This is a genomic window from Tenggerimyces flavus (assembly GCF_016907715.1).
GTDB lineage: Bacteria > Actinomycetota > Actinomycetes > Propionibacteriales > Actinopolymorphaceae > Tenggerimyces > Tenggerimyces flavus.
The window spans coordinates 3910768-3926816 of record NZ_JAFBCM010000001.1; the positions used below are offsets into that span (position 1 = coordinate 3910768).

Below are 16049 nucleotides of genomic sequence, written 5' to 3' on the forward strand. Positions count from 1 at the left end.
AGAAGGGCACTTTCCCCTGTGGAAGGTGCCCTTCCGCTATGTCCGGCCGGCGAGCAGGCTGTCGCCGAGGTCGGTGCGGCGGTAGAGGACCGTACGGCCGTCGCGGCGGGAGGAGACGACTCCGGCGGCGTGCAGGGTCTTCAGGTGCACACTCAACGTGGGCGCTGTCAGGTTGAGCTGGCAGGCTAGCTGGGTCGTCGACATCGGCAGGTCCAGCTGCGCCACGATCGCCGCGCGCGAACGACCGAGCAGGTCGGCGAGCGGGGAGTCCGAGGTCGCGGGCGTCGTCTCCCACAGCCGGCCGATGCCCCGGGGCGAGTACGTGACCGTCGGCTGGTGCGGAAGCGCCGTCAACACCAGCACGTCCGGCCAGGCGAACACGCACGGCACCAACAGCAGCCCCCGGCCGCCGAGCTCGGTCTGGCCGCAGTACGCCTTCGTGACCAGCAGCGTGTCGTGCCGCAGCCCGACCAGCGGATGCAGCGTCCGGAACAGCTGGTCCACTCCGCCCGACGCGAGCTCCTCCATCCGGTAGGCCAGATCGGCCTGCAACAACGCACGGACCCGGGACCAGTACGGCTCGACCGCCACCGCCCAGTACCGCGACAGCTCCGCCGCGATCGTCCGCAGCGCCGAAGCCGGCGAGGCGATCAGCCGGTCGAGCACCGGGCTCGGCTGCGACACGGACAGCATCTCCAGATCCGTCGCGACGTGCTTCAACGGCGTCGCCGACAGGTCGCGCAGCCCGGCCTCGAACGACGACGAGCGGCGGGTCGGCGCCGGGGTCAGGAAGTCGGGGATGTACCCGGTCGCGGGCACCAGCGCGGACAGCACTTCGAGGTCCAGTGCGGCCAGCCGGGGACGTACGTCGCGCAGCCACGGCCCGTGCAGCCCGTTCGCCGCCGAGCCCGCCAACGTCCGCAGGCTCGTCACGGTCTCCCACACGGGTGAGAACGCGAACCGGATCCGGCTGAGGTCCGCCGGCGACAGGTCGAGCTCGATCACCCCACCGAGCGTACGCGACGATTAGGCGAGGCTCTAATCGTCGACAGCGAAGATCACCGCCGGCAGCCTGGTGTGGTGAGTGAAACGGAGACGCTGACGCCCGCCGGGCGGCAACGGTTGCCGCTGCCGTTCTGGGCGCTCTGGGCGTGCCAACTGATCAACCGGGTCGGCGGATTCGTGCTGCCGTTCCTCGTCCTCTACCTCACCCAGGAACAGCATCTGACCGCAGCGATGGCCGGTGCGATCGCCGCCGCGGTCGGTGCCGGGTCGGTCGTCTCCAGCCTGCTCGGCGGCTGGATGACCGACCACGTCGGGCGGCGGCGTACGTTGATCGTCGGCTTCCTCGGTACTGGGCTGGCGATGATCGCGCTCGGCTCGGTGGACACGCTGCCGCTGATCTGGGTGGCGGCTTTCCTCGTCGGCGTCATGGCCGACCTGTTCCGCCCGGCCAGCTCCGCGCTGGTGGCGGATCTCCTCGGTCCGGAGGCGCGGGTTCGTGCGTACGCGTTGCTGTTCTGGGCGGTGAACCTCGGCTTCTCCATCTCGACGCTGAGCGCGGGCATCCTCGCCTCGTTCGGCTTCGGGTTGCTGTTCTGGCTGAACGCCGCGGCCTGCGCGATCGCCGCGATCGTGATCTGGCGGCTCGTCCCCGAGACGAAGCCGGAGCGCGATCCGGACGAGCCGCGCCGCGGCTTCGTGGCGGTCGCGTCCCGCGACACCGTGCTGCTGTTGCTCCTCGTGGTCTCGATTGTCTATGCGAGCCTGTACTTCCAGGCGTACTCGAGCCTCCCGCTCGCGATGGCGGCCGACGGGCTGAGCAACGCGACGTACGGCATCGTGATCGCGCTCAACGGCGCCGCGATCGTGGTCGTGCAGCCGTTCCTCGTCCGCGTGATGCCGCGCTTCGACCGCAGCCGGGTGGCCGGCGGATCGATGCTGCTGGTCGGGATCGGCTTCGGCATCGGGGCGTTCGTGGACAGCGCGGTTGGCTACGGCGTGTCCGTCGTCGTGTGGACGCTCGGCGAGATTGGCGTGACGAGCGTGCTGATGGGGCTGTACGCGGACCTCGCGCCGGTGGACCTGCGCGGGCGGTACCTCGGGCTGGCGGGCTTCACCTGGTCGGTCGGCACGATCATCGGACCGCTCGCGGGAACGGCGGTGTTCGGAACGTTCGGCCCAGTCACGTTGTGGATCGGCTGCGCAGTCGTCGGCGCGGTGTGCTGCGTGGCTCAGCTGCTGATCGGCCCCGCGCTACGTCGCCGCGCCCTGGTGCCGGCATGACGCCGCGCGAGGTCCTGCAGACGATCGCGGCCGCCTGGTGTTCGCGTCCTGCCGACGCGGCCGCGTACTTCACCGAGGACGCGCTCTACCTCGAGCCGCCGGACAAGCAGCGCTACGTCGGCCGCGCGGCGCTCGCCGAGTTCTTCGGCGAGGAGCCGCTGCGGATGGAGTGGCACGGTCTCGCGTACGACGAGGCGTCCCGGACGGCGTACGGCGAGTACACGTTCCGAGGCGGCAACCAGTACCACGGCGTGGTCATCGCGACCTTCCGCAACGGGCTGGTCGCGTCGTGGCGGGAGTACCAGTACGAGAGCGACCTGCCGTTCGAGGACTTCGCAAGCGGTCAGGGCCGGTCGTAGATCTCGTGCGTGCCGATCCGCCGCCACACAAGGACAGGATCGCCTTCGTCGTCAGACTCGAGGTGGAATGTGGCGCGGCCGTCCGGCCCAGTGAAGCTCCACGTCAGCGAGTAGATCGACGTGTCGGCGATCCGATGGATGCGTAACCGAGTCGGCCACGGCGGGTTTCCAGTGAAGGCGCCTGAGTCGACCGCGGGCAGAAAGTGCTCGTGAAGGGCTGCGCGAAAGAGCTTCTTGTGCTCCCGCGGTAGCCGCGCATACTCGCGATCGAACACCGGTTGCGTGTCGAGCTTCATGCCTCGTCGGTCGCCTCGTCGAGCCGATCGAGGTGGGCGAGGAAGTCGGCACTCGTCTCATGCCTGGTGCGCCGACCAGCCGCGAGTTCCTCGTCGACCTCGCGTTCCTTGGCCTGCCATTCCTTGGACCAGAACCAGGTCTCGTCGACTCGTACCGCAAGGTGAGGGACGAGAACGATCTCCCCATCACGAACGATGATCTCCACCTGCGCGCCGGGCTTGTCCAGTCCGAACTCCCGCCTGACCTGGGCAGGGATCGTCACCGTCCCGTTCTTGGGCTGGACTGCGGCGAAGGCGACATGCTTTTCCATAAAGCCAAGATACCAGGAATCTCGGATCTCAGCTGTAGTAGGTGGGGCCCTGCGCGGGCGTCTTCTGCTTGCGGTCGCGGCTCGCCAGCAGCCAGGCGACGAGGATGCCGCCGATGGCGCCGAAGAGGTGGCCTTGGAAGGAGATGCCGTCCTGCGGCAGCAGGCCGCCGAGGAGGGCGCCGCCCCACACGAGGATGACGCCGACGCCGATCGCGAGCTGGCCGAGCTTGCGGTTGAAGATGCCGCGCACGATCAGGTACGTCGCGTACCCGAACACCAGGCCGCTCGCGCCGATCGTCACCGTGAACGACGGCGAGGTCAGCCAGGTGCCGATGCCCGAGATCAGTGCGACGCCGGCGGTCACCATCAGCAGCCTGTACGCGCCGCCGATCGCGATGAAGATGCCGAGCGTCACCAGCGGGATAGTGTTCGAGATCAGGTGCCCGAACCCGAGGTGCAGGAACGGCGCCGTGACGATCCCGACCAGCCCGTCCATGTCGCGAGCCTCGATGCCGTACGCGTCGAGCCGGTGCCCGAGCGCGGTGTCGAGGACCTCGCTGATCCACATCAGGCCCACGAGAATGCCCAGGACCTGCAGACCGCCCACCACCCGCCGGGAAGTCTCGCTCGACTGCCGGCCGGACGGCTGCGGGTAGGAGTACGCGGCGCTCATACCTCTACGATGCCCGACCGGCGTCGTTAGGGCGACTCACCGGCCGGTTTCTCACCCACTTCTTAACACCGGCGAGCGAGGGTGAGATGGCCGGACCCGGGCGTCGGGTCTTGCTCGCGTCCTGCCGCAAGCCCTACCGTCGCTTCGGATATGTGGATTAGTTTCTGAAATCCCGTAGACACCTGGGGGCGGCCATGCGTACACGCCATCTGCTCGGCATCCTGCTGGCCCTGGTGGCGGTGATCGCCACCACCGGACCCACGAACGCGGCCACCGGCACCGAACGACGCGTCGAGCTCCCGCCCGAGGGTGTGCTGTCGGCGATGACCGGCGGCAACACGGTCGGCGCGATCATCCGCGAGAAGAAGGCGCGCTCCGACGGCTACCTGCACCTCGACACGCCCGCGATGATCAGGACCCTCAAGGCGATGCACGCCAACACATTCACGTACGGCGTCTGGGACGGCGACAAGGACTGGGACGACCTGCGCCTGGAGTTCGCGCCGGCGGCACAGAGAGCGGGCATCGACATCTGGGTCTACCTCGTCCCGCCGTCCGAGTGCTTCAACAACCAGGAAAGGCACCTGAACGGCAACTGCAGCCGCCCGTACGACCTCGACTTCATCACCTGGTCGACCGAGATCGCCAAGCTCTCCAAGAAGTACCCGAACATCAAGGCCTGGGCGATCGACGACTTCCTCTCCGGCCCGGGCAACCGCGCGCTGTTCACCAACGAGTACCTCAGCCAGGTCCGCGCCGCGCAGGACGCGATCAACCCGAAGCTCGGCTTCTACGTCACGCTCTACTTCGGCGAGATCGCGCCCGAGAACCTCGAGATCATCGACGGCGTGCTCGACGGCGTCATCTATCCGTACGTCGGGTACAACGCCGACACCAACGACACCGACTGGGTCGAACGGCGCATCGACTCCGCGCTGCAGACGCTCGAGCCGTACGACCTCGACCTGGTTTTCCTCCAGTACACAGGGCGATTCCTCGACACGGTGATCGAGCCGCACGAGGACACGGTCGCCGAGATCCTGCGCCGCGTGCAGCCCTACATCGACGACGGCCGCGTGATCGGCGTCATCGCGTACGCAGCGCCCGTCGCGCTGGACGAGCAGCAGGCGAGCTACACCAACCGCGGGCACAGTGGGAGCGGACGACTGTCGTTCAGCATCAACATGTTCACGGGCACGGCCGCCGGCGACTACGCGGAGGCGAAGCAGGAGGTCCGTGTTGACCCACGCGCTGCCAAGAAGGAGTTGACGTTCTTCCATCGCGACCCGTTTGGCCCATGGGCGTTGAAGGACTACCAGTTCAAGCAGCTACTCGTCGACGGCCAGGTCGCCTGGGAGTCCGACATCTCCGCCGACACCGGCTACACCTGGGCCAAGACCACGGTAGACCTCACCGCGGCGCTGGCGGGCAAGCAGAAGGCGACGATCGCTTTCCGCCTGTTCCACAAGAACGGCGTCGGCCACTGGCCCACCGACGTGAGCATCGACGACGTACGAGCGCGCGGGCTGACCGTACGCAACGGCGACTTCGAGAACGGCGGCGCGTGGACGCTGTCCGAGACGAACGAGGGCTTCCGCACGTTCATCGACCAGTACCGCGCCGACCGCCAGGCGAGAATCATCAACGAGATCGGCAAGGTCTACGCCGACCTCCGCGGCGTGCGGCACCACAAGGTCGAGGCGCCGGCGTGGGCACGAGCGCAATGGAAGAAGCTGCGCACCGGCGGCGACAACGTCGCGTTCAACGGCAACGGGCGGCTGTCTTTCTCCCAGCCCGAGGGAACGACCTCGCCGGAGGGGGAGACCTGCGCGACCGCGTGGCAGGACGTCCGAGTCCAGCCCGGGCTGGACCGGTACGAGATCTCGTTCTGGCACGGTGACACCTGGTCGTTCGGCGGTGAGCACATCCAGCACAAGCAGCTCGTGATCGACGGCGAGGTGCTGTGGAAGCGGTCGACCCGCGACGCGTGGGACTGGTACCAGATCTACGGCTCGGACCACCAGGGCGCAATCGACGTCACGGACTTCGTGAAAGGCAAGAAGCAGGTCCGGTTGGAGTTCCGGATGTGCAACGACAAGGCGTACGGCGAGCTGTTCATGGACGCGACGTTCGACGCCATCCGGACCGCCGGCCTCGACGTGCGCAACCCCGACTTCGAGACCACCGCGGCGTGGCACCTGACGTCGGAGGCACCGCTGCGGGCGCGGATCGCGATCAGCAGGTAGGACGGGTGGCGGGCGCCATCATGACGGCGGGGATCGTCCGGTCGAACGGGATCCCCGCCAGCGCCGCTGCCTCGGTGACGCGGCCGAGTTGGTCGGCGGCCACGACCAGGAGCACCACGTCGTCGTCCGGGATCGCGACGGCCGCCAGGATCGCGCCCTCGGGTACGGACGCCGCGAGGGCGGTCAGGTCAGGCGCGATCCCCGACTCCTCGTAGTGCTCGGCGAGGACGACCTGCCTCGGAGTCCACGCCGCTGCGCTCTCGGTCATGGGCTGACCGTAAGGAATGCGAACGTGCCGGGGAATCAGGGAACCCCCTCGCCATCACCCCTGCTCGATGCCGGGGAGCGCTTCGCCGTACCGCCAGAGGGCGGTGAGGTAGGTGAGGCCGAGGATGCTGAGGACGATGGTGGAGATGAGTCTGGGGGTGCGGTCCTCAGCTGAGGACCATATGGACCCGCCGTTTCTCCCAGCCGAAGTCGTTGTTCAGAAGGGAAATCGGACGTTATAGGAGCCTTCCGCGACAAACGCCCCACGCGCGCCGCAGCCACCCGGCCGCTGTTTAGGCGGCTGGGGTGAGGCGGTGGTTGCGGAGTGGTCGTTGCTGGGGGTCGATCCAGTCGGGGGGTAAGAACTCGGGTAATCCGTCGAGTGCGATTCGGACCTGCCATGCGCCTTGGTGGATCAGGCGGTGGTGATACCCACACAGCAGGACCCCGTTGTCCCGAGTGGTCGGACCGCCCTTACTCCACGGGACCACATGGTGGGCGTGACACCAGCCGGGTGGCCGGTCGCAGCCGGGGAACGCACACCCACCATCACGGAGCTCGAGCAACCGGCGGAGTTTGCCTTGGAACAGTCGCTGCTGGGTGTCGGTCAGCAGTGTGACGCGGCCGGGCTGGTCCTCGGGCTTGACCAAGAATGCCCGGTCGGCTTCGCACATCAGCTGGTCGACGAGTTTGCGGGACAGTTCGATCCCGGTGTGCAGAGTCCGCCCACCAGTGTTCGTGAGGGTGACGACGAGCTGGGTGGGGTTCCCGCCATGGGAGGGAACGAGCCGCTCGGCTAGCAACCGGCGGCAGGCCTCATCCAGAGCATCGACGTTGCGTTGTTCGGGGAGGCGGGTGTCGCGGCCGTCGGGTCCGGGCTGGGGTGCGGCGAGCGGGTCGAGGAAGAGTTTGAGTCGTTCTCCGACGAGTTTGGGGAGCCGGGCGGTGACCCGCCACGTCCCCGAGGTGGCGTCGAAGGACATGCGCAGGAACCGGTCCCGTTCGGCGCTGGCTTCTTCTTGTTTGAGCTTCAGTTCCAGGACCTGGTCGGCAAGATCGGGAGCGACGGTCTCCAAGAGCCTGTTCCCGACCTTCGACAAGACTTTGGGGTCGAAGGTCGCGGCTTGCTTCAGCAGAGTGGCTTCGACTTGGGAACGCAGCTCCGGCGTCGAAATGTGGGAGGGCAGCAGCTGCACCACCCGCGAGATCACCCGCGCATGCGGAACAGAAATCTCACCCTCAGCCAACGCTCGCGCGGTCGCCGGAAGCTCGGCGTCGAGATGAGAGGCTAATTTCACCATCGCCCCGGCCTCAGCAGTCGGGACCCGAAGCCGACCAGCAACCCACTGCGCGGTGTTCGCGGCGCCGGCGGTGACGGCGAGGTTGCGGGAGTCGGCCTCGCGGATCAGTTCGAGCTGGCGGCCCTGGAGTTGGTTCAGCTGGGTGGCGTTGTCGAGGAGTGCGGTGGTGAGTTGGTCATCGGACATCGACCACGCCGACACACCATCGGCGGTGCCGGTGGTGTTCGAGCAGGTGGTCGATTTCATAGCGCAATTCTACCAGCCGGATCGGTCTAATGCCCAACCCGGCAAGGGAAATCTCCCGGCTTCATCCGCCACCACAAGAGACCGGGGGCTCCACAAGCAGCCGCAACACGGCCACAGACCCAAGGCGCAGGCAGGCCTTGCCCGGGACCCTGTTCCGGGGGCAGGGGCGGCGCGTGAAAATCTGGTGGCCGGTCCGGGGCGAGTCAAGGGCCGCAAAGCGGTCGCGTAGCGACGCCTCTCTCCTCCGCGAAGCGCCCCAGAGAGGCGCCCTTGACGCGCCCGGACCGGCCACCACCATCGACCGCCGCCACAGCCCGACCAGCTCATCCACCCAAGCACAGCAGGGCAAAGCAACAGCAAGAGCAGAAGCACAGCACAGGCCCCCAAAAGAGGCGATGGCGGAGAGGACGGGAGTGACGGTCGAGAGAGGCAGGAGCGACCGGGCAATGGACGATGGTGGAGAGGTGGGAATATGCGCGGCGTCAGGGTGGGGTGATGGTCGCGGGCGCGCAAGGTCGCCGGGGTTAGTGGGTGAAGTGACAGCCCAGTGGGTGAAAGTGGCGGCCCGACGGGCGAGGTGAGAATGGTGGAGAGGGTGGGAGTACCGCCGACCACGCTGAGATCGACCTGAGCGCTGTCGGCCAAGTGCATGTCGCAGTCCAGCAGAAGCCCACGACAAACGCCCCCTCAAAAGAGGGGGCGTTCGACGGATCCAACGAAGAAACTACCGCTGACCGATAGGAACGAAAGGACGCTCCGGCTCACCGACGTAAACCTGGCGCGGCCGACCGATCTTCGTCGCGGGGTCGTTGTTCATCTCCCGCCACTGGGCGATCCACCCAGGCAACCGGCCAAAGGCGAACAGCACCGTGAACATCTTCGTCGGAAAGCCCACAGCCCGATAGATCAACCACGTATGACAGCGCCGAGCTCCGCACGCGAGCGGATGCCGAGCTTCCGGTAGATCCGGGTGAGGTTGGCCTCGACCGTCTTCGGGCTGAGGAACAGCGCTTCGGCGATCTCCCGCGTCGTCGCGCCACCCGCCGCGGCCTTGGCGACCTGGGTCTCGGTCGCCGTGAGCCCGGCCGGTGCCGGCGGCCTGCCGCCGATGCGGTCGCGCTCGGACTTCGCGCGCTCGACCCAGGCGGTCGCGCCCAGCTTCTCGAAGCCGGCGATCGCCGCGTCCAAGGCCAGCCGCGCCGCCGCCTTGGCCCGGGCGCGGCGGTGCAGCCTGCCGGCGACGAGTTGCGCGCGGGCCTGGTCGAACGGCGGCAACGGCTCGCCCTCGACCTCCGCGAGCGCCGCCTCGACCAGCGCGGCACCGTCCCCCGGTGTCCCGCGCAGGCTGGCGATCAGCCCGTGCCCGACCGCCGCGGCGAGCCGCAGCCGGGCGCGAGGGATGACCTCGTGGCGTTCGTCCAGCCGCTTGACGTACGCGGCCAGCTCGGCGTCGTCCGCGCCCGAGCCGCTCATCGCCTCGAGCTGGTCGAGCTCGATGCGGACGCCGACCGGCTCGACATGGCCCATCTTGTCCAGCTGCCCGCTGATCTCGCGGAGGCGGTCCGCGGCGGCCACGTACTCGCCACTGGTGACCTCGGCGGTCGCGAGCAGGCGCATGCCCACCCGGGCCAGCCAGGTGTCGCCGGCCTCGTCGCCACGTCGCATCACGTCGGTGCCGTGGCTGCGTGCCTCGGCGGAGTCGCCGCGGTAGGCGGCGAGCAGGTGGCCGACGAAGTCCGCCTGCGTCGTCGGTACGTCGAGCTCGCCGGCGAGTGCGGTCGCCTGGTCGACGTAGCGCGCCGCGAGCTCCCAGTCGCCGGCGAGGAACTCGTTGTCGGCGAGGTGCGGCAGCAGTTCGAGCACCGACGCCTCGTCGCCCGCGTCCCGGGCCCGCTCCAGCATCGCCACGTACCGCGCGCGTGCGGCGTCGAAGTCGTCGATCGCCTTGTACCAGATGCCCACGGTCGTGCTGTGCTGACGACCTGGCCGACTCGACTCGAGCGCCAGCCCCTCGTCGAGCATGGTCAGGTCCGGACGCTGGCCGTTGAGAATCTCGCTGTAGAACGTCTGGAACAGCGCGAACGCGAGCCACTCGTGCTCGTCGGTGCCGCGGAGCAGCTCGATCGCGCGGTGGCCGTGGTCGAGCCAACGGTCCTCCGGCGCCATCACCGTCAGGTGCGCGTGCACCCTGCCCTCGGCGATCGGGTGGCCGGCCGCGGCGTCGAGCGCCGACGTGGCGTGCCACTCCGCGGCGGCCGAGTCGTCGGCGTGCCAGGAGCTGGTGGCGAGCAGCAGATAGGCCTCGGCTCGGTCGTGACCGAGCGGGAGGGTGTCGAGGTGCATGGTCAGCCAGTGCTGGGCAGCGCCGAGGTCACCGGAAGCGGCGCGCGACTGGCCGGCGAGCAGGATCCGCCTCGGTGCGTTGGGGCTGCCCTCCGGCGTGGCTTCGGCCGCCTGTTCGGCGAGGTCGGCGGCGACGTCGAGCGCGCCGCGGCGGCTGGCCAGGCGGGCAGCGTCTTCCAGCGTGGCGGCGAGCTGCTCGTCGGGCTCGACGCTTGCGGCGGCGAGGTGGCGGGCTCGTCGTTCGACATCGGTGACCACGTCGGCGAGGCGCTGGTGCAGCCTGCGGCGCTCGGGGTCGGGGATGCCGGCGCGGACGACGCTCGCGTACACCGGATGGGTGAACCTGACCTGGCCGCCGCCCAGGCTGATCAGGCCAGCCTCCTCGGCAGCCTGCAGCGCGTCGGCGACGTCCTGCTCGCTGGCCGCGGCGAGCACGTCGAAGCTCGCGGGTGCGGCGAGGGCGGCCAGCCGGAGGGCCTGCGTGGTCTCGAGGTCCAGGCCGGAGAGGCGGTCGGCGATCAGGCCGGTGAGGCTCGACGGTACGGGCAGCTCGCGGCTCGGCGCGGGGAGCTTGGGGAGCGCGGAGATCGCGCGGCCGAGCTCGAGGGTGAACAGCGGGTTGCCGTCGGACGCGGTCGCCACGGAGGCGAGCAGCTGGCGGGGGAGCGAGAGGCCGAGCTGATCTCTGAGCAGGTGGTGGAGCGCGCCCGTACGCATGCCGCCGACCGTGATGCGGTGCACGGCCTCGGGCGGGAGGATGCGTTCGATGTCGAGGGCCTCGCTGGGGCCGTGGGAGTGGCGCGGGTCGAAGTCGTCGGGGCGCCTTGCCGCGATGACGACGAGCGGGGCGTCGGTGATGCGTCTCAGGGCGAACCTGAGGACGCGTACGGACGGGGCGTCCAGCCAGCGGACGTTGTCGATGACCAGGACGGTGGGATCGCTGGAACGGCCGAGCAGCCCTCTGGTCGCGAAGCAGAGGGCGCGCTCGTCGGCGACCTGGTCCGGCTCGTCGTGCCGGAGCAGTGCGATCTCAACGGCCTGGCGCTGCGGGGTGGGGAGGTCGCTCGCGAGTCCTACGACTGGCTCGAGCAGGTCGGCGACGGCGGCGTACGTGAGCGTGGTCTCGAGCTCGGTCGGCTGGCAGCGGAGCACCTGATACCCGCGTTCCCTCGCCAACTCCGCGGCTGCGTTGAGGAGGGCGGTCTTCCCGATCCCGATGGGACCGTCGACCACAAGCGCGACCGGCCGCTGCGGAACGTCGGCGAGCAGCCGTTCGCACACGGCCAGCTCGGCGTCCCGTCCGATCAACCCCCGCATGCTCTAGATCATGACATCAAGGTGCGTGAAATGGCGCCCGGTTTGCACGGATATCGCGCCATGCCAACGCCTGCCACCCGCCGATCTTTAGGGTGCCTTTAGGCCTAGCACCCATGCCGGCCAGCGGTACGACCTCATGGTTCCTGCCGTTGGTTGGTGGGCTCGATGCGGCGCAGCAGGACGACGGCGACGACGGCGAGGGCGGCAACGACGACGGCGGTGATGCCGGCGACGGTCTGCATGCCGTCGACGAACGCCTCGCGCGCGGCGTCGAGCAGGGCCGGTCCGGTGTCGGCGGGCAGCCGTTCGGCGACCTCGGTCGCGCTCGCCAACGTGTCCTGGCTGGCCTCGGCCGCCTGCTCGTCGAGGCCGGCCGGCATCGTGTCGACGAGCCGATCCCGGTAGACGAACGTCCCGAGCGCGCCGAGCGCCGCGATGCCCACCGCGACGCCGAACTCGCCGCTGGTCTCGAGCATCGAGCCGGCCGAGCCCGCCTTCTCCGGTGGCGCCGACGCGACCACGATGTCGGTGCTCAGCACCATCGTCGGCGCGGCGCCGATGTGCACCAGGACGGCACCGGCGATGAGGAAGCCGAGCCCGGTACCGCCACCCACCCCGGCGATTACCGCCAACCCGACCGCGGTCACGGCGAGCCCCGCCGCGGCGACGTATGCCGGCCGCAGCCGCCGTGCGAGCAGCGGAGCCAGCACGGCGACCGCCATCTCGCTCAGCGCGGCGGGCATCATCCACAGTCCGGCGCGCAGCGGCGAGAGTCCGTCGACGAGTTGGAGGTACTGCGCGATGTACAGGTACCCGCCGGCGAGCACCATCATCGCGACGAGCAGCATGCCGAGTGCGGCGCAGAACGAACGCGAGGCGAAGAGCCGGACGTCCAACAACGGGTTGTCAAGGCGACGTTGACGACGGACGAACCGCCAGCCGAGAATCAGCCCGGCCGCGATCGCGAGCAGCGCGATCGGTCGCGGGCCTTCCTCGGCGAGCTGCTTCAGTCCGTAGATCGCGGGCAGCACCGTGCCGAGCGAGAGCGCGACGCTGACGAGGTCGATTCGGCTTGTGGTGTTGGCGTTCCGTACCTCCGGCAGCACGATCGGACCGAGTACGAGCAGCAGCACCATCACCGGAACGCCGAGCAGGAAGACCGAACCCCACCAGAACGACTCCAGCAGCGCGCCGCCGACGACCGGCCCGAGCACCGTTCCGCCGGAGAAACAGGCGGTCCAGATGCCGAACGCGAGGCCGCGTTCCCTCGGGTCGGTGAACAGCTGGCGCACGAGGACGAGCGACGCCGGCATCAGCGTCGCGGCGGCCACCCCGAGGAGTGCGCGGGAGACGATGAGCATCTCGGCGGAGGTCGAGTACGCCCCGAGGATCGAGAGCGCGCCGAACGCGACCGCGCCGACGAGGATCAGCCGGCGGGCGCCGATGCGGTCGGCGAGGCCGCCCATCGTGACGAGGAACCCGGCGATGAGGAAGCCGTACACGTCCAGGATCCACAGCAGCTGCGGGCCGCTGGGGCGGAGGTCGGCCGCGAGCTGCGGGCCGGCGAGGAACAGCACGCTGTTGTCGAGGGCGAGCAGCAGGATCGGAAGGGCCAGCACTGCGAGGCCCAGCCAGCGCCGCGGCGTACCCGTAAGGACCGGTGGTGCGACGGTCGAAGACATATCGGAGGTCCTCTCGGAATTACGTTACGAGTCGTAACATAACTTAACGAGTAGACTTGGACCGTGCAACCACGTCAGGCCAGTGGCCGTCCTCGCGACGTGCGGATCGATGCCGCCGTCCTCGACGCGACGCTGGCCGTCCTCGCCGAGACCGGGTACCGGCGGCTCACGCTCGAGGAGGTCGCGCGGCAGGCGGGGACGACCAAGCCGGCGATCTACCGCCGCTGGGCCGGGCGCGAACGCCTGGTGCTGGCCGCGCTCGCGCGAGAGCTCGGCGAGATCGACACGCCCGACACCGGCTGCACGATCTGCGATCTCGGCGAGTGCCTGAGCGTCTTCATCGGCTCGTTCCGCCGGATGCCGCCGGACGTCCTCGGGCCGCTGTACGCGGACTGCGCGGGCACGCCGGAGCTCCACGACGAGTTCATGTGCGTGCTGTTCGACCCGCCGCGCTCAGCCGTCGCTCGTACGATCACCCGCGCGATCGCGCGCGGCGACCTGCGCGCCGATCTCGACGCCGGGCTGACGTTGGACCTGATCGGCGCGTTCGTCCACTACCGCGTGCTGTTCGGGCACGCCTCGACCGAGGTGAACGAGATCTCCCACGTCGTCGAGACGTTGCTGCACGGGATCGCCACCGACTACCCGGCGCTGCTCGCGCACAGCCTCGAGCTCGAGGCCGCCGCCCAAGCCCAGCAGACGCACCACCTGCACCGGGCCGCGCCGGAGCGGTAACGACGCTTCGAGTTGTTGGACAGATCTCGCCTTCTAGGCCGAGATCCGTCCAACAAGTCGGTCAGGCGTCGCTCTGCGACCGGCCGCCGCCGAGGTGCTCGGCGAGGAAGCGCTCCACCGCCGCGTAGTAGATCTCCCTGTTCTCCGGGCGGGCGAGGCCGTGGCCCTCGTCCGGGAACACCAGGTACTCGTGCGGCAGGCCCTTCGCCTTCAACGCGTCGACGATCTGCTCCGCCTCCGCCTGCTTCACCCGCGGATCGTTCGCGCCCTGGGCGACGAGCACGGGGATCGCGATGTCGTCCACGCGCGACAGCGGCGAGCGCTCCCAGAGGAAGTCCTTCTCGGTCTCCGGGTCGCCGATCTTGCCGTACATCATCGCGATCATCGGCTTCCAGTACGTCGGCAGCGACGCGAGCAGCGTGAGCAGGTTGGACGGGCCGCACATGTCAACGGCACAACGGAAAACGCCCGGAGTGAAGGCCGCGCCGGCGAGGGCCGCGTACCCGCCGTACGAGCCGCCGTAGATCGCGACCCGGCTCGCGTCGATCCGTCCCAGCGACGCGAGGTGGTCGACCGCGTCGAGCAGGTCGGTGTGCATCGCGGCGCCCCACTCCTTGTCGCCCGCGTTGCCGAACGCCTTCCCGTACCCGGTCGAGCCGCGGAAGTTGACCTGCACGCAGGCGTAGCCGCGGTTGGCGAGCCACTGTGCCTCGGAGTGGTAGCCCCACTCGTCGCGGTGCCACGGGCCGCCGTGCACGTTGACCACCGCGGGCAGCGCTTGCGGGTCGACGTTCGGCGGGTACGTCACGTACCCGTGCACCTCGAGTCCGTCGCGCGCGTTGAACGAGAACGGCTCCATCACCGCGAGCTGGTAGCCGTCGAGCTCGGGGCGCTGCCCGAACAGGAAGGTGGCCTTGCCGGTGACCTTGTCGAACACGTAGTACCGGCCGGACCCGTCGGACACGTCGACCGCGATCAGCCAGAACTGGTCGGTCCGCTCGGTGCGGTTGACGGTGAGGTCGCCGTCGATGCCGATCGCCGCCTCGACCTGCGCCATCGCGGCGGAGTAGCTCGGGTCCAGGAAGACCCGCTCGGACCGGTCCTTGGCGAACACCACGCCCTGCGGCACACGCGTCATCGGGTCGAGCTCGACCCCGTCGACGTCGTACGCGGGATCGTCGGCGAGCACGGTCTCGGTGCCGCTCGCCAGGTCGATCGCGACCAGCCTCGCGGCGTTCGCTCCGATCGAGGAGACGAGGTAGAGCGTGCTGCCGTCGCGGGAGAAGCCGATCGTGTCGGTCGTGACCGCGTCGTCGGACGGCACCTCGAGCCAGGCCTCGGGCTCGTTGGTCTGCGGCGAGATCCGGTAGTACGTGATGCCGCCGTCCTCGTTCATCGACGCGCCGCCGCGGACGTCGAGGTTGGTGTCGAGCAGCCAGGTGACGAAGCCGGGGGTGTTCTCGACGACCTTCTCCAGTTCGTCGGTCGCCAGGTCGAGCCGGTAGAGGTCGTGCAGCTCGGGGGTGTCCTTGTTGATGCCGAGGATCATCACGGTGGGGTTCCACCGGTTGTGCCCGAGCACGCGGACCTGTACGCCGTCGAACGGGGTGGGGCAGCGCTCCTCGCCGCTCTCGAGGTCGAGCAGATGCAGCCGCCAGTTCTCGTCCCCGTCGGCGTCCTGCAGGTAGTAGAGGTGCTTGTCGTCGTGCGTGAAGCCGTACACGCGAATGCCCTGCCCGCGATCATGCGTGACCGCGCGCGCCTGGTCTGGTGCGTCGATCGGGCCGACCCAGACGTTCAGCACCCCCTCCTCCGGCGCGAGGAACGCGAGCCACCGCCCATCCGGCGAGATGGTCGGCATCGCGTACGTCGGGTTCCCGAACAGAACCGAGCGCGGAATCAACGGAACGGCGTCGTAGGTCATGCGTTGAATCCCACCACATCCCGGCGACAGCCGCCCCAGGTAGTCCCGTGCTCTAAGGCTGCT

The 16049-nt window shown here is 69.1% G+C and carries 14 protein-coding genes; 4 read left to right on the top strand and 10 right to left on the bottom strand.

Going from position 1 to position 16049, the window contains the following annotated elements; all coding sequences use genetic code 11:
- Positions 1–36: 36 nt before the first annotated feature.
- Positions 37–1005 carry an ArsR/SmtB family transcription factor gene (locus JOD67_RS18285; RefSeq protein ID WP_205118817.1) on the bottom strand — a complete coding sequence of 323 codons (969 nt, stop codon included), beginning with the start codon at positions 1003–1005 and terminating at the stop codon, positions 37–39.
- A 75-nt stretch (positions 1006–1080) separates the two neighbouring features.
- On the opposite strand from JOD67_RS18285, the gene JOD67_RS18290 reads away from it, so the two are divergent.
- Both JOD67_RS18290 and JOD67_RS18295 read left to right on the top strand, forming a co-directional pair.
- Positions 1081–2286: an MDR family MFS transporter gene (locus tag JOD67_RS18290; RefSeq protein WP_307782440.1), complete on the top strand. Its 1206-nt coding sequence runs from the start codon at positions 1081–1083 to the stop codon at positions 2284–2286.
- Complete coding sequence (locus tag JOD67_RS18295) at positions 2283–2645, top strand: nuclear transport factor 2 family protein (RefSeq protein WP_205118818.1); 363 nt, start codon at positions 2283–2285, stop codon at positions 2643–2645. The genes JOD67_RS18290 and JOD67_RS18295 overlap by 4 nt, the downstream gene beginning before the upstream one ends.
- Here the strand turns inward: JOD67_RS18295 and JOD67_RS18300 are convergent.
- Genes JOD67_RS18300 through JOD67_RS18310 form a run of 3 tightly spaced genes read right to left on the bottom strand, consistent with a single transcriptional unit; the run spans position 2630 to position 3925 of the window.
- A complete protein-coding gene (locus JOD67_RS18300; protein WP_205118819.1) occupies positions 2630–2941 on the bottom strand; it encodes a hypothetical protein in 312 nt (103 codons plus the stop codon). The two genes, JOD67_RS18295 and JOD67_RS18300, sit on opposite strands and share 16 nt — an antisense overlap.
- Positions 2938–3252 (bottom strand): AbrB/MazE/SpoVT family DNA-binding domain-containing protein, encoded by a 315-nt coding sequence (locus tag JOD67_RS18305; RefSeq protein ID WP_205118820.1) that lies wholly within the window; start codon positions 3250–3252, stop codon positions 2938–2940. Before JOD67_RS18305 ends, JOD67_RS18300 begins: the two co-directional genes overlap by 4 nt.
- A 28-nt stretch (positions 3253–3280) precedes the next feature.
- The gene (locus tag JOD67_RS18310; protein ID WP_205118821.1) at positions 3281–3925 is read right to left on the bottom strand and encodes a rhomboid family intramembrane serine protease; all 645 of its coding nucleotides are present in this window, start codon (positions 3923–3925) and stop codon (positions 3281–3283) included.
- Between the two features lie 194 nt (positions 3926–4119).
- Between JOD67_RS18310 and JOD67_RS18315 the strand changes: the two genes are divergently transcribed.
- Positions 4120–6171: a hypothetical protein gene (locus JOD67_RS18315; RefSeq protein WP_205118822.1), complete on the top strand. Its 2052-nt coding sequence runs from the start codon at positions 4120–4122 to the stop codon at positions 6169–6171.
- On the opposite strand, the gene JOD67_RS18320 is transcribed toward JOD67_RS18315, so the two are convergent.
- From JOD67_RS18320 to JOD67_RS18340, 5 genes are all read right to left on the bottom strand, one after another.
- The gene (locus JOD67_RS18320) at positions 6161–6439 is read right to left on the bottom strand and encodes a hypothetical protein (RefSeq protein ID WP_205118823.1); all 279 of its coding nucleotides are present in this window, start codon (positions 6437–6439) and stop codon (positions 6161–6163) included. The genes JOD67_RS18315 and JOD67_RS18320 overlap by 11 nt on opposite strands.
- 292 nt (positions 6440–6731) lie before the next feature.
- The gene (locus JOD67_RS18325; protein ID WP_205118824.1) at positions 6732–7985 is read right to left on the bottom strand and encodes an HNH endonuclease signature motif containing protein; all 1254 of its coding nucleotides are present in this window, start codon (positions 7983–7985) and stop codon (positions 6732–6734) included.
- Between the two features lie 724 nt (positions 7986–8709).
- Positions 8710–8862, bottom strand: a complete 153-nt coding sequence (locus JOD67_RS18330; protein WP_239553903.1) for a citrate/2-methylcitrate synthase — start codon at positions 8860–8862, stop codon at positions 8710–8712.
- Between the two features lie 29 nt (positions 8863–8891).
- Positions 8892–11645 (bottom strand): helix-turn-helix transcriptional regulator, encoded by a 2754-nt coding sequence (locus tag JOD67_RS18335; RefSeq protein ID WP_205118825.1) that lies wholly within the window; start codon positions 11643–11645, stop codon positions 8892–8894.
- 134 nt (positions 11646–11779) lie between these two features.
- Positions 11780–13327, bottom strand: coding sequence for an MFS transporter (locus tag JOD67_RS18340; RefSeq protein ID WP_205118826.1), 1548 nt, complete (start codon positions 13325–13327; stop codon positions 11780–11782).
- A gap of 63 nt (positions 13328–13390) precedes the next feature.
- On the opposite strand from JOD67_RS18340, the gene JOD67_RS18345 reads away from it, so the two are divergent.
- Positions 13391–14062: a TetR/AcrR family transcriptional regulator gene (locus tag JOD67_RS18345; protein WP_205118827.1), complete on the top strand. Its 672-nt coding sequence runs from the start codon at positions 13391–13393 to the stop codon at positions 14060–14062.
- A gap of 61 nt (positions 14063–14123) precedes the next feature.
- On the opposite strand, the gene JOD67_RS18350 is transcribed toward JOD67_RS18345, so the two are convergent.
- On the bottom strand, positions 14124–15986 hold the full coding sequence (locus JOD67_RS18350) for a S9 family peptidase (RefSeq protein ID WP_205118828.1): 1863 nt from the start codon (positions 15984–15986) through the stop codon (positions 14124–14126).
- Between the last annotated feature and the right edge of the window lie 63 nt (positions 15987–16049).

Bases quoted from the DNA above. Each gene is read 5' to 3' on its own strand.
- JOD67_RS18295 (WP_205118818.1), top strand. From the start codon at position 2,283: ATGACGCCGCGCGAGGTCCTGCAGACGATCGCGGCCGCCTGGTGTTCG.
- JOD67_RS18300 (WP_205118819.1), bottom strand. From the start codon at position 2,941: ATGAAGCTCGACACGCAACCGGTGTTCGATCGCGAGTATGCGCGGCTA.
- JOD67_RS18305 (WP_205118820.1), bottom strand. From the start codon at position 3,252: ATGGAAAAGCATGTCGCCTTCGCCGCAGTCCAGCCCAAGAACGGGACG.
- JOD67_RS18310 (WP_205118821.1), bottom strand. From the start codon at position 3,925: ATGAGCGCCGCGTACTCCTACCCGCAGCCGTCCGGCCGGCAGTCGAGC.
- JOD67_RS18315 (WP_205118822.1), top strand. From the start codon at position 4,120: ATGCGTACACGCCATCTGCTCGGCATCCTGCTGGCCCTGGTGGCGGTG.
- JOD67_RS18320 (WP_205118823.1), bottom strand. From the start codon at position 6,439: ATGACCGAGAGCGCAGCGGCGTGGACTCCGAGGCAGGTCGTCCTCGCC.
- JOD67_RS18325 (WP_205118824.1), bottom strand. From the start codon at position 7,985: ATGAAATCGACCACCTGCTCGAACACCACCGGCACCGCCGATGGTGTG.
- JOD67_RS18330 (WP_239553903.1), bottom strand. From the start codon at position 8,862: ATGTTCACGGTGCTGTTCGCCTTTGGCCGGTTGCCTGGGTGGATCGCC.
- JOD67_RS18335 (WP_205118825.1), bottom strand. From the start codon at position 11,645: ATGCGGGGGTTGATCGGACGGGACGCCGAGCTGGCCGTGTGCGAACGG.
- JOD67_RS18340 (WP_205118826.1), bottom strand. From the start codon at position 13,327: ATGTCTTCGACCGTCGCACCACCGGTCCTTACGGGTACGCCGCGGCGC.
- JOD67_RS18350 (WP_205118828.1), bottom strand. From the start codon at position 15,986: ATGACCTACGACGCCGTTCCGTTGATTCCGCGCTCGGTTCTGTTCGGG.